Source organism: Massilia pseudoviolaceinigra (assembly GCF_030846505.1).
GTDB lineage: Bacteria > Pseudomonadota > Gammaproteobacteria > Burkholderiales > Burkholderiaceae_D > Telluria_A > Telluria_A violaceinigra.
Genome location: NZ_JAVCWL010000031.1, coordinates 20,583 through 33,673, shown reverse-complemented (window position 1 = coordinate 33,673; position 13,091 = coordinate 20,583). Strand labels below are relative to the sequence as shown.

The window sequence follows — 13,091 nt, the reverse complement described above, 5'->3', positions numbered from 1 at the left end:
TTTCATGCGGATGCTGCTCAGACGGTGGTGGTGGCCAGCACCTTGCCGTCGGCGGCCTGTTGTTCGGCTTCGGCCTTGGCCTTGGCGGCGCTGTTCTGCTTGGCGCGCGAGCGCGATGGCGGCAGGCGGCGCAGGGTTTTGAGCGCATCGGCGTCCTTGATGCCGATGGTGCGCTGGTCGACCGTGATGAGCCCGATTTCATTGAAAGCCGACAAGGTGCGGCTGACGGTTTCCAGGGTCAGGCCCAGGTAGCTGCCGATTTCATGGCGCGTCATGCGCAGGTTGAACAGCTTGCTCGAGTAACCCATGGCGGCAAAGCGGTCGGCCAGCGACACCAGGAAGCGCGCCACGCGGGCTTCCGCGCTGAGGGCGCCGAGCATGCCGATCATGGCTTGTTCGCGCACCAGTTCGCGGCTCATCACGCCGTACATGACGTTTTCCAGTTCCAGGTGCACGCGGCCCAAGGCCGTGAGCTTCTTGAACGGCAGCAAGATCAGATCGCAGTCGGACAGGGCCACCGCTTCGGAGGCATAGTGGCGGGTGTGGATGCCGTCGACGCCGAGCATGTCGCCCTTCATGGGGAAGCTGAGTACCTGTTCGTTGCCGAATTCATCGATGAGCACGGTCTTGAGGAAGCCCGAGTTGACGATGTAGAGGGTGTCGAAGGCCTGGCCGATGGTGTGGACGCGCTGGCCGGTCTTGAATTGCACGTGCTGGAACAGCAACTCTTCGCTGTTGATCGAGACTGCCGCGCTGATGTGCAGCAGGTCGCAGACTTCCTTGAGATTGGACCAGAGGCGGCCCTGACGCTGCCGCCCTGCTTCCATCGGAGAGGAATGCATGGTCGACGTGGTGGTGGTGCGGGTATCTTGCGGTGGCGTGGTCAGCATGCTCATCTCCAGGGTAAGGAAAATTCGAAGTTTCAGGCTGCGGGTATCAGGCTTGAACAACGATCTGAACAACCTGCGACCGGAGCTTCAAAAGTGATGTACAGCACGGCTGGCTAGCTTGCGTAAGAACAATTTATGAACCGCAGGAAAGCCGAATCGCTGGATTTAAGTATGCCAACACGAGTCCGGCATTGATATCAGCGAACGCTGAATCTGGGAGTAGGATAGGGCGCGCCTTTGTAGGACTATTCCTATTGGAAAAGCTGTTCTACAGAGTGAAAACATGGTCTTGGCGGGGGTGTCGAGCGGGTGCTACTGATGGGTACAGAATCCGACTACTTGAGGTTTCTCGGCACGAAACCATCGCGCCGGTGTCTAAAACTTTTCGCCGTCAGTCAGGCGTGCTTCAGGTCTTGAACGGCGACAGCAGGCGATGGGCCACGGCATATTGCACCATTTCCGACAGCGACGTCATGCCCATCTTTTGCATGATGCGCGTTTTGTGGGTGCTGACCGTCTTCACGCTCAGGTGCAGGCTGTTGGCGATTTCGGTAATCGACTTGCCACCCACCAACAAGGAAAACACTTCGAATTCGCGGTCCGACAACTGCTTGTGCAGCAGCTGTTCGTTGGGCGTCATGATGTTCAGCGCAAGCTGCTCGGCCACTTCGGTGCTGATGTAGGGCCGGCCCGAGGCCACCTTGCGGATCGCCCCCACCAGCTGGGTGCCGGCGCTTTCCTTGGTCAGGTAACCCTGGGCGCCGGCGCGGATGGCGCGCACCGCGTACTGCTCTTCCTCGTGCATGGTGAGGATCAGGATGGCCAGCTTGGGCGCCTCGCTGCGGATCTGGCGGATCAGGTCGACGCCGCTGCGGCCCGGCATCGACAAGTCGAGCAGCAGCAGGTCGAAGCCGCCCTGGCGCACATGCGACAGCACTTCAAAGCCGTTGATGGCTTCCCCGACAATATCGATGTCGAGGGCGCCGTCGAGGATGCGCTTGAGGCCCTCGCGCATGATCGTGTGGTCGTCGGCAACAACAATGCGTATCATAAAATTGCAATCAGGTAAGTAAGCATGAACGGCGCGCGCGCCGCTGAAAAAAGACTACCAAAAAGCAAGACGGCGCCAGCGCCGATGCCCCGCGGCCCGGCACAGGGTACGGCAAAATGGTCGCTCGCGCCATATTCAGCACTGCTAGGTAAGTGCTAGGTTCCGGGCTCGGTGATCAGCCGGTGAACCAGCACCGGCTTGCTGGTGTGCGACAGTACCTTGTTCGTCACACTGCCCAGCAACAGCTGGCCCCAGCCGCTGCGTCCGTGCGAACCCATGAAGATCAGGTCGCACTGGCGCTGCTCCGCCACCTCGACGATTTTCAGCGCGGCGGCGTCGGCAAACGCGGTCAGCCCCTCGCAGCGCAGCCCCGCATCCTGCGCCGCCCGCAGGACCGACCCGAGGTGCTCCTGGCCGACGCGCCGCATCTGCGCCAGGTATTCCTCTTCGCTGGGATAGGAGGGCGGAATGATTTCCACGTACACCGGGTACTGGTACTCCGGCGCGACATACAGGACCAGCACATCGGCCCCCATCTGTTTGGCGAAGTTCACGCCGGCACAGGCTGTGTGCTTCGATACCGCCGAGCCATCCGTCGTAATCAGAATTTTCCGATACATGATGAGTCCTCCCACGCAGCAGGTCGTATTCTCTATTGTAGTGCGCGATCTGGCGATTGATAGAACGCAAACCTTTGATCTTGATCAAACTGACAAGCAAGCTGGACAAGAAACGTGACATCGTTTTTTTACCTGGAGTATTCGATTCGCCCCCTCCGCGTAGAGCCCCCTTACGAAATACAACACTCCACAGTATCAATTGCACATCAAAGTCACGTTTTAATTATCGATGGCACAAGTTTCGCGTGCCATTTTGCCGCGACCCATGCACAGTGATTTACCAAGGGCACTTCACGCTGCTAAACTCGCGTAAACCGGCGATGTTGCCGCGCATCATGCTCTGCCCCAAACTTGCATGGCACGACCAGACACCAGCAGATTGATTGCGAACACTTTACAAACATGGAGAAGCAGGGACTATGACCGACGCCGCTGATGATTTCGACGCATTATTCGAGGAAGTGTCCGCGCAGCGCAGCAGCGAGCCGGCGCCCGCAGTTGCGCCGGCGCCCGCCGCCGCTGCCGAAGACGATATGGAAGCTTTGTTCGACCAGGTCGCTTCGACCCGTCCGGCCGAGTCCGCGCCTGTCGCGGCGGCTGCGCCAGCTGCCCCTGCCATGGCTGCGGCCCCCGCCGCGGACGGTGCCGCCGTCGAAACCGACGAGCACGGCAAACCCATGTTCGAGCGCCTCGGCGGCATCGTGCGCCTGCTGCACGACTCGCTGCGCGAACTGGGCTACGACAAGGCCCTGTCGGAAGCGTCGACCCAGATCGTCGATGCCCAGGACCGCCTGGAATACGTCGCCAGCCTGACCGAGCAGGCCGCCAACAAGGTCCTCAACACGCTCGACGAAGGCATGCCGGCGCAGGATGTGCTGTCGAAGAAAGCCAAGGTCATGGAGACGCGCTGGGCCGACCTGTTCGCGGGTAAGCTCAGCATCGACGAATTCAAGACCCTGGCCGGCGACTCGCGCGCCTTTGCCCAGGCTGTGACCGACGCCACCGAAGCCGAAAAAGCGCGCCTGCTCGACATCATGATGGCCCAGGACTTCCAGGACATCACGGGCCAGCTGATCAAGAAAGTGGTGATCATCACCAAGACGGTGGAACACGAACTGGCCGAGCTGCTGCGCGACAACGCGCCGCCGGCGGTTCGCGAAAAACTGCTGCACAAGCCAGCGCTGATGTCGGGGCCGTCGTTCCCGTCCGTCGCACTCGATCAAGACAATGTTGACGACCTACTTGCCGATCTGGGATTCTAATGGACGATATGCTCAAGGATTTCGTCGTCGAGGCGATGGATCTTGCAGTCAACGTAGAAGAACACCTGCTCGCCCTCGAGCGCGACCCGAACAATAAGGAAACGCTCAACGCGGTGTTTCGCTCGTTCCACACGATCAAGGGTGGCGCGGGCTTCATGAACCTGCCGGCCCTGGTGGCGGCCTGCCACCTGACCGAGAACCTGTTCGACGCGCTGCGCACCGGCGCCGCGCCGGTCACGCCGATCGCCATCGAAGCGGCGCTGCAGGCATCCGGCTTCGTGGCCGACCAGCTGACCGACCTGTCGAACGGCGCCAGACCCGAACAACTGGCCTCGATGCCCGACTCGCTCGAACGCATCCTGGTCAACGCCATCGAAGGCAAGGGCGATGCGCCGCCGAAGCCAGCCCCCGTGGCCGCCCCGGCGCCCGCACCGGTCGCCGCCGCGCCGGCCGCAGCCGCTCCTGCCGCCGCCCCTGCTCCCGCCGCCTCCACCAGCGCTCCCGGCGCCGATGGCCTCGACTGGGAAGCCATGTTCGTTGCGGTCACGCCGGCCGGCACCTACACCCCGGCCGAGAAGCCTGCCGCGGCCGTCGCCGCTGCCGCTCCCGAGCCGGCGGCCGCTCCCGTGGCTGCCGCCGCACACGCACCGGCCGCCGCCAAGCCTGCCGATGCCGGCGCCGACCGCCGCGAAGAAAAGGTGCAGGAATTCCGCGCCGCCTCCGCGCCCGCCAAGGAAGACAGCATCCGCGTCGACGCCGTCAAGCTCGACGCCCTGCTCGAGGTGGCCGGCGAGTCGGTGCAGGCCGCCAACCAGGCTGCCGTGCTGCTCGAACGCCTGCTGCAATTCAAATTCGAAGGCCCCGCCGCCACCCTCATGGCGACCCTGACCGAAACGCTGGAACGCGCCTCGCGCTATTCGGCCGAACTGCAGCGCGCCACGCTGGCCACGCGCATGCAGCCGGTCGGACGCCTGTTCCAGAAATTCCCGCGCCTGGTGCGCGAACTGGCCAAGGACCTGGGCAAGGACGTCGAACTGACCATCGAAGGGGCCGAGACGGAAGTCGACCGCGTGGTCGTCGACAGCCTGTACGACCCGCTGGTGCACATGCTCAGGAATGCGCTCGACCACGGCGTCGAATCGCCCGAAGACCGGCTCGCGGCCGGCAAGCCATCGAAGGCGTTCATCTCGCTCAAGGCCTGGCAGGAAGCGAACAGCGTCATGATCGTGCTGCAGGACGACGGCAAGGGCATGGACCCGAACGCGCTGCGCCGCAAGGCCGTGCAAAAAGGCCTGATCAACGAGAACGGCGCTCCGAGCGACGAAGAAGCCTACCAGCTGGTGTTCCTGCCGGGCTTTTCGACCAAGGAAGTGGCGTCCTCGGTGTCCGGCCGCGGCGTCGGCATGGACGTGGTCAAGACCGCGGTGGAAAAGAACCGCGGCGCGATCCACATCGATTCCTCGCTCGGCCACGGCACCAAGTTCGCGATCCGCCTGCCGATCGAACTGTCGATCGTGCCGACCATGCTGGTGTCGACCTCCGGCGCCGCCCTGGCGCTGCCGATGGCGGTGGTCCAGCGCGTGGTCGAGCTGCCCGATAATTTCATGAATGTCGGCGGCGCGCCGGTGCTCAAGGACCAGGGACGCCCGCTGCCGGTGCGCTCGCTGGCAAGCTCGCTCGGTTACGAAGCCTGCTCCGAAAAAGTCGGCATCGTGATCGCCGCGCCCCAGCCTTATATCCTGGCGGTGGAAGCGGTGGACGGCACCGCCGACCTGGTGATTAAGCCGATGACCGCCATCAGTGTCGACGGCATTACCGGCACGGCGCGCTCGGCCGAAGGCGAACTGGTACTGGTGGTCGGCCTGTCGTTCCTCATGGATGGCTGCCGCAGCACTCTCAAAGTCGCCGCCTGATTGTCCCAAAGCGCTGCCGCGCGATCCGTTCCCCGGCAGCGCGTCTTCTCTTCCCCATCATTGACAACGTTGACGTTGCCTTGCAGCTGAATGCATGGCAGCATGGCATCGTTTGTTTTCCTTAAAAAACTTAATTGAAAGTCGTTCATCGATGGCGTCGGAAACTTTTGAGCAGGTGCTGAGCGCTGCACAGGCGGATGGATCCTTGAATCCGGCCTGGAAAAAATTGGTGAACACGCGTTTCTTCGTTCCCGTCAGATCGGTTTCCGGCAGCGCCGCCAGCGGCGCCGAATTGCATCTGACCGACGCCGCCGGCGACGGCAAGCGCTCGATCCTGGTGGCGGAAGTGCGCGAGCAGGTCGAGGCGCAGCAAGGCAGCGTGCTGACCTCGCTGCGGGGGCATGATCTGGTGCGCGTGCTGCAGCCCGGCGCCGGCATCCGCATCGCCTTGAGCGATCGCGTCTTCGAAATCGCCGGCGACCGGGTCGAGTGGCTCCGGAAGGGCATTGACGCATCGCTGGCCAAGGCCGCCGCCAAGGCGGGTACCGCCGCATCGGCAGCCGTACCCGCACCCGCACCTGTTCGCGCAGCTGAACCGGTTCGCGCGCCGGCACCGGTCATTCCCGGCAAGGCCGCGCCGGCCCGGGCCAGCGTTCGCCGCCCGCCCGCCGCTACCGTCGATGTCGGCGCGCTCGAGCCGCGCAGCGTCGTCATGCCCAACATCGGCCTTGCCTTGTTCGTGCCGGCCGCCTGGGGCGAGAGCCGCACGTCCGGCGGCCTGCGCTTCCAGGACAAGCAGAGCGGCATGGTGTTGGAACTGACCGGGTCACTGCGTCCCAACGTCTCGCTGACTCAGTGGATGAGCAACCGCATCGGCATGGTGCAGCAGCAAATGCCCAGCCTGACGCAGGACGGGGCGGCATATGACATCAACGGCGAAGGCTGGGGCGAGCGCATCGAAGGCAAGGCCGCCGAATTTAGCGGCACCTTCCCCGGCGACAAAGCCGCAAGCCGCTTCCTGCTGGCCTGCATGCGCATCGATGGCACCGTGGTGGCGATCACGATCCGCGCCCCGGCCGCCGCATTCGAACAACACCGCGCCGTGTACCAATGGCTTCTCGGCCGCGTCAATATCAAACCGGTGGCGGCGGAGCTGTACAGCATGGCCGCTGCGTCCGCCGGCGCCAGCATCAATGCACTGGAGGCCGGGGTGTATAGCGTGTCGGCGGCCTCCATGGGGGGCGGCGCGGTGGCGCAGCGCGAAACGGACGGGGAGCCGGGCATGGTCGGCTTGTCGATGAAAGGCCGCATCGGCCGGCTGCGGGCAATGGCTTACTCGATACCGCTCATGGTGGCGATGTCCGTCGGAGGGATTGCGGCCGCAGTGGTCGGTATTAACGCGGGGGTGGCCATGTATGTCGTTGGCGGCCTGGTTGCCATTGCGACCTTGTATCTGTCCATACGGCTGATGGTGTTGCGCATGCACGACGTGAACCTGAGCGGCAAATGGCTGATCGGATTGTTCGCGGCCATGATGCTCATGGGCGCCTTTGACAAGAGGGAGTTCATGGTCGTGGCGTTGGTTCTTTTCTCGTTCGGAACCATGCTCATTTACTGCCTGGTTCCAGGCACCGACGGCGAGAACGACTATGGCGACGCGACCGGGCCCGATTCCACCCTGGTCAAGGTGGGTGCGGGACTGTTCATCCTCATGTATGGCGTTACCTTGGTGGGTCGGCTGACGTAGGCAAGGAGCGCGCCATCGCGCCGCGGCGGCGCGCTCCGGCTATCCTTACATTGAAAGTTGCTATTAGATGCCGCAAGATTTCGAGCAGGTGCTCATCGCCGCGCAGGCGGACGGATCGTTGAATCCGGCATGGAAAAAATTCGTTGGTACCAAATTTTTTGTCCCGGTCATCCGGCCGCCCGGCAGCGCCGCGGGCAGCATCACGCTGCGCCTGTCCGGCAGCACCGGCGCTACCGGGCAGTCGATCCTGATCTCGGAAGTGCGCGAGCGCGTCGAGCAGCATCACGGCAGCGTTATCGCCTCGCTGTCGGGCGCCGAGGTGGTGCGCATGCTGCACGCCGAAGCGGGCATCCTGGTCGCTCTGAGCGACCGTACCTTCGACATCGCCCGGGACCGGGTCGAGTGGCTCAGGAAGGGCATCGAAGCGTCGCTGGCCAAGGCCGCCGCCAGGGCGGGCGGGCCGGGTCCTGCGCCGGCAGCGGTGGTCCCCGCGAAGGTGGCGCCGCCCCCGGTACGGCGGCAGGCCGACGGAGCGCTCGATATCGCCGCGCTCAAGCCGCGCAACGTCACGATCCCCAAGTTCGGCCTCGAATTCTTCGTCCCGGCCGAGTGGCGCCAGTCCACCATGTCGAACGGCTTGCGCTTTCACGACGACGCCAGCGGCACGGTGCTCGAAGCGATCGGTTATCTTCGTCCCGACGTCTCGCTCAGCAAATGGGTCGACATGCGCCTTGCTGTGGTCAAGCACGAAATGCGCTATCTGAGGCAGGCCGGCGAAGCGTATGGCCTCCACGGCGCCGAATGGGGTGACCGGGTCACCGGCAAGGCGATCGAATTTACCGGCACGTTCCCCGGCGACGAACTGGAGAGCCGCTACCTGCTCGCCCTGGTGCGTGTCGACGGCATCGTGGTGTCGATTGCTATTCGTGCAGGGGCAGACGCTTTCGAGAAAAACCGGGCCCTGTACACGTGGTTCCTGAGCCGCGTCGACATCGTTGCGGCGTGGGCCGAGGTGGTTGGCGCGCCGGCGTCAGGCGCCGGCCGCGCCGGGGTAAGCCAAGCGCAGGACGAGCCGGGCGTGTTCGGCTTCTCGATGCGGGGCCGCATCGGCCGCCTGCGCGCGCTGGCATACTCGCTGCCGGTCTTCCTGCCGCTGATCCTGCTGGCCATCCTGGTCCCCTCCATGGCGCAGAAAATGTCGCGCATCGGCACTGCCGCGATCCTGACAGGCGTTCCCTTGTCGATGTTCTTCTGCATGCGCCTGATGGTGCTGCGCCTGCACGACGTGAACCTGAGCGGAAAATGGCTGCTCGGGCTCATCGCGGCCATCGGCCTTGGCGGGGTGCTGGGCAAGGAGTATTTCGTCATCGTCGCCTCCGTCATGTTCTGGAGCGGTGCGATGATCATCTATTGTTTCGTCCCGGGCACCGACGGCGATAACGATTACGGCGAGGCGCCCGGTCCAGATTCCAACCTGGTCAAGATCGGCGCAGGGCTGCTCATCTTCCTCCAGGCTGCTTCCATCGGGCTGCATTTACAGAAGAAGGGTTTCGGCAACGGCCAGGTTCCCAATCCGGTACGTGACCTCGACCGCACCACGCCGGTCGACCCGAACGTCTGGTTCTGGGTCTCGCCCGACAAGAACATGACCGTCGATTTTCCTGGCAAGCCTGAGGAAGTGATCACGCCGGAGGCGCTGCGACAGCGCCCCGGCAGCGGCCTCATGCAGCAATTCGGCGCCACGGTAGAGGGGCGGATCTACCTGGTGCAAGTGGTCGACTATGGGCACACGCCGCTCGACGCCCAGCTCGTTACGGTAGGGATGCGGGCGGCGGTGATCGGCGCCGAGGGCGAACTGGTGAGTGAAAGGATGAGCCTGCGCTTCATGGACCATCCGGGAGGCGAGGTCAAGGTACGGCTTCCGGGCGGAATCATGCGCTCGGCCCGGTTTGCCGTGTCCGGCTCCAAAACCTATATGGCGCTGGCATTGTCGAAGAACGATCCGGCATCGGTGGCCAGGGTCGACGAGTTCCTTCGATCATTCAGCATGACACGCTAAGGCAAGCTATCGTTCGTCGACCCGATACATTAAGTGAATAAACTTCAGTAAAGGCGTATCAAAAACTCCAAAAGTATCAAAATGGGGCAAGGACTACTGCGCTGCACAAATATGGCATAATCAAATGCAGTACTCGATTCATGCAGTCGCCTAAGACCAACCATCATGATAAAAACGCTCTACGACAAACTCTGGGAATCGCACGTCGTGCGTTCCGACGACGACGGTACGACGGTGCTTTACATCGACCGCCATCTGCTGCATGAAGTGACCAGCCCGCAGGCCTTCGATGGCCTGCGCGCCGCCAACCGCAAGCTATGGCGCAATTCGGCCAACCTGGCGGTGGCAGACCACAACGTGCCGACCACCGACCGCAAGGACGGCATCGCCGACCCCACCTCGCGCCTGCAGGTCGAAACGCTGGACGCCAACTCCAAGAGTTACGGCCTGACGTACTTCAACATGAACGACAAGCGCCAGGGCATCGTGCACGTGATCGGTCCCGAGCAGGGCGCGACGCTGCCGGGCATGACGGTGGTGTGCGGCGACTCGCACACGTCGACCCACGGCGCCTTCGGCTGCCTGGCGCACGGCATCGGCACGTCCGAAGTCGAGCACGTGCTGGCGACGCAAACGCTGCTGGCCAAGAAATCCAAATCCATGCTGGTGCAGGTCGACGGCGCGCTGCAGGCCGGCGTGACCGCCAAGGATATCGTGCTGGCCGTGATCGGCAAGATCGGGACCGCCGGCGGCACCGGCTACGCCATCGAATTCGGCGGCTCGGCGATCCGCGCGCTGTCGATGGAAGGGCGCATGACGGTCTGTAACATGGCGATCGAAGCTGGCGCGCGCGCCGGCATGATCGGCGTGGACGACACCACCATCAATTACGTCAAGGGCCGCCCGTACGCACCAAGCGGTCCGCACTGGGACCGCGCGGTCGATTACTGGCGCACCTTGCATTCGGACCAGGGCGCCCAGTTCGACATGGTCGTGCTGCTCAATGCCGCCGACGTCAAGCCGCAGGTCACCTGGGGCACCTCGCCCGAAATGGTCACCTCGATCGATGGCCGCGTGCCCGATCCCGACCAGGAAAAAGACGCCGTGCGGCGCGACGCCATGGAAAAGGCGCTGGTCTACATGAACCTCAAGCCAAACACGCCGATCGCCGACATCCGCATCGACAAGGTGTTCATCGGCTCGTGCACCAATTCGCGCATCGAAGACTTGCGCGCGGCCGCGGCCGTGGTGCGCGGCAAGCACCGCGCGTCCAACGTGCGCCTGGCGCTGGTGGTGCCGGGCTCCGGACTGGTGAAAGACCAGGCCGAGCGCGAAGGACTGGACAAGATTTTCAAGGACGCGGGCTTCGAATGGCGTGAGCCAGGCTGCTCGATGTGCCTTGCCATGAATGCCGACCGGCTCGAGCCGGGCGAGCGCTGCGCCTCGACCTCGAACCGCAATTTCGAAGGTCGCCAGGGGCAGGGCGGGCGTACCCACCTGGTATCGCCTGCCATGGCGGCGGCGGCCGGCATCACCGGCCATTTCGTCGACGTGCGCGCACTGCGCTAACATCCATCGTCTGTGAGTTTGTAATGAAAAAGCTGTTTGCCCTGTTTGCCATCGCACTGCTGCTCACCGGTTGCAATACCGTATCGGGCTTTGGCAGGGACATTCAAAAAGTCGGCCAGAAGATAGACGGCGCCGGCAAAAAATAACAGGCGGATCCGCGGACCGCCGCGTCGCTCCCGCGCAGGCGGGGGCGCGCCCACACTGCAAAAGACCATGGATAAATTTACGATATACGAAGGCCTGGTGGCCCCGCTCGACCGCGCCAACGTCGACACGGATGCGATCATTCCCAAGCAGTTCCTCAAGTCGATCCTGCGCACCGGCTTCGGCCCCAATCTGTTCGACGAATGGCGTTATCTCGATCACGGCGAGCCGGGCAAGGATAACAGCGGCCGGCCGCTCAATCCCGACTTCGTACTCAACGAGGCGCGCTACCAGGGCGCTTCGATTCTGCTCACGCGCAAGAACTTCGGCTGCGGCTCCTCGCGCGAACACGCGCCATGGGCGCTCGACCAGTACGGTTTTCGCGCCATCATCGCACCGAGCTTCGCCGACATTTTCTTCAACAACTGCTACAAGAGCGGCCTGCTGCCGATTGTCCTCGCCGAGTCGCAGGTCGAGCATCTGTTCAACGAAGTGAAGGCTTTCCCGGGTTTCCGGCTGGTGGTGGACCTGGAACAGCAGCGCATCTCCACCTCGAACGGCGCGGTGAGCTACGACTTCCAGATCGACCCGTTCCGCAAATACTGCCTGATGAATGGCCTGGACGATATCGGCCTGACCCTGCGCCACGCGGACGAGATCCGCGCCTTCGAAGAGCGCCACCTGGCGGCCCAGCCCTGGCTGGCCAACGTCATCTGAACACAAGAAAAAGAGATCACATGAAGATTGCAATCCTGCCCGGCGACGGCATCGGCCCTGAAATCATGGCGCAAGCGGTCAAGGTACTGAACGTCCTTGGCGAACAATTCGAGATGGAGACCGCCGACGTCGGCGGCGCCGGCTACGCCGCCCACGGCCACCCGCTGCCGCCGGCCACGCTGGCGCTGGCCAAGAGCGCCGACGCGGTGCTGTTCGGCGCCGTCGGCGACTTCAAATACGATACCCTGGAGCGCTCGCTGCGCCCGGAGCAGGCCATTCTGGGCCTGCGCAAGGAGCTGGCGCTGTTCGCCAACCTGCGTCCGGCCATCCTGTATCCGGAACTGGCCGGGGCGTCGACCCTGAAGCCCGAAGTGGTGTCGGGCCTGGACATCCTGATCATCCGCGAACTGACCGGCGACATCTATTTCGGCAAGCCGCGCGGCGTGCGCGAATGCCCGGACGGCCCGTTCAAGGGCGAGCGCGAAGGCTTCGACACCATGCGCTACGCCGAAACGGAAATCCGCCGCATCGCGCACGTGGCCTTCCAGGCCGCGCAAAAGCGCAGCAAGCGCGTGACCAGCGTGGACAAGGCCAATGTGCTGGAGACGTTCCAGTTCTGGCGCGACATCGTCACCGACGTGCACAAGGAGTACCCGGACATCGAGCTCGATCACATGTACGTCGATAACGCGGCGATGCAGCTGGTGCGCGCGCCGAAGAAATTCGACGTCATGGTCACCGGGAACATGTTCGGCGATATTTTGTCCGACTGCGCGGCCATGCTCACCGGTTCGATCGGCATGCTGCCATCGGCCTCGCTCGACGCCAGCAACAAGGGCTTGTACGAGCCGTCGCACGGTTCGGCACCGGACATCGCCGGCAAGGGCATCGCCAATCCGCTGGCGACGATTTTGTCGGCCGCGATGATGCTGCGCTTTTCGCTCAACAAAGCCGAGCAGGCCGACCGCATCGAGAACGCGGTGAAAAAAGTGCTGGCGCAAGGCTTGCGCACGGCGGATATTTTTGAAGCCGGTACCACCAAAGTCGGTACCGAGGAAATGGGCAATGCAGTGGTCAAGGCGCTTGGGTAAAGCGGTCTTTAACAATAACGAGGAAAGA

Annotated in this window: 11 protein-coding genes; 8 read left to right on the top strand and 3 right to left on the bottom strand. The window is 63.4% G+C overall.

Going from position 1 to position 13,091, the window contains the following annotated elements; all coding sequences use genetic code 11:
* Positions 1–17: 17 nt before the first annotated feature.
* The 3 genes from RBA40_RS25410 to RBA40_RS25400 all read right to left on the bottom strand — a co-directional run bounded on the left by RBA40_RS25410 (position 18) and on the right by RBA40_RS25400 (position 2,561).
* The gene (locus RBA40_RS25410) at positions 18–827 is read right to left on the bottom strand and encodes a Crp/Fnr family transcriptional regulator (protein WP_306651028.1); all 810 of its coding nucleotides are present in this window, start codon (positions 825–827) and stop codon (positions 18–20) included.
* Between the two features lie 469 nt (positions 828–1,296).
* The gene (locus RBA40_RS25405) at positions 1,297–1,941 is read right to left on the bottom strand and encodes a response regulator (protein ID WP_054263975.1); all 645 of its coding nucleotides are present in this window, start codon (positions 1,939–1,941) and stop codon (positions 1,297–1,299) included.
* 155 nt (positions 1,942–2,096) lie between these two features.
* Positions 2,097–2,561: a universal stress protein gene (locus tag RBA40_RS25400; RefSeq protein WP_099876073.1), complete on the bottom strand. Its 465-nt coding sequence runs from the start codon at positions 2,559–2,561 to the stop codon at positions 2,097–2,099.
* A gap of 419 nt (positions 2,562–2,980) precedes the next feature.
* Between RBA40_RS25400 and RBA40_RS25395 the strand changes: the two genes are divergently transcribed.
* The 8 genes from RBA40_RS25395 (at position 2,981) to leuB (ending at position 13,063) form a co-directional block, all read left to right on the top strand.
* On the top strand, positions 2,981–3,823 hold the full coding sequence (locus RBA40_RS25395; RefSeq protein WP_306650967.1) for a protein phosphatase CheZ: 843 nt from the start codon (positions 2,981–2,983) through the stop codon (positions 3,821–3,823).
* Positions 3,823–5,736 carry a chemotaxis protein CheA gene (locus tag RBA40_RS25390; RefSeq protein WP_306650966.1) on the top strand — a complete coding sequence of 638 codons (1,914 nt, stop codon included), beginning with the start codon at positions 3,823–3,825 and terminating at the stop codon, positions 5,734–5,736. Before RBA40_RS25395 ends, RBA40_RS25390 begins: the two co-directional genes overlap by 1 nt.
* A gap of 229 nt (positions 5,737–5,965) precedes the next feature.
* Positions 5,966–7,483, top strand: a complete 1,518-nt coding sequence (locus RBA40_RS25385; RefSeq protein ID WP_306650965.1) for a DUF805 domain-containing protein — start codon at positions 5,966–5,968, stop codon at positions 7,481–7,483.
* A gap of 67 nt (positions 7,484–7,550) precedes the next feature.
* Entirely contained in the window at positions 7,551–9,542 is a 1,992-nt protein-coding gene (locus RBA40_RS25380; RefSeq protein ID WP_306650964.1) for a DUF805 domain-containing protein, read from the top strand.
* Between the two features lie 165 nt (positions 9,543–9,707).
* On the top strand, positions 9,708–11,111 hold the full coding sequence (gene leuC, locus RBA40_RS25375) for a 3-isopropylmalate dehydratase large subunit (RefSeq protein ID WP_099876083.1): 1,404 nt from the start codon (positions 9,708–9,710) through the stop codon (positions 11,109–11,111).
* A 23-nt stretch (positions 11,112–11,134) separates the two neighbouring features.
* Positions 11,135–11,257, top strand: a complete 123-nt coding sequence (locus tag RBA40_RS25370) for an entericidin A/B family lipoprotein (protein ID WP_306650963.1) — start codon at positions 11,135–11,137, stop codon at positions 11,255–11,257.
* Positions 11,258–11,324: 67 nt separating this feature from the next.
* Complete coding sequence (leuD, locus tag RBA40_RS25365) at positions 11,325–11,972, top strand: 3-isopropylmalate dehydratase small subunit (protein ID WP_306650962.1); 648 nt, start codon at positions 11,325–11,327, stop codon at positions 11,970–11,972.
* A 20-nt stretch (positions 11,973–11,992) separates the two neighbouring features.
* Positions 11,993–13,063, top strand: a complete 1,071-nt coding sequence (gene leuB / locus RBA40_RS25360) for a 3-isopropylmalate dehydrogenase (RefSeq protein ID WP_306650961.1) — start codon at positions 11,993–11,995, stop codon at positions 13,061–13,063.
* Positions 13,064–13,091 lie beyond the last annotated feature (28 nt).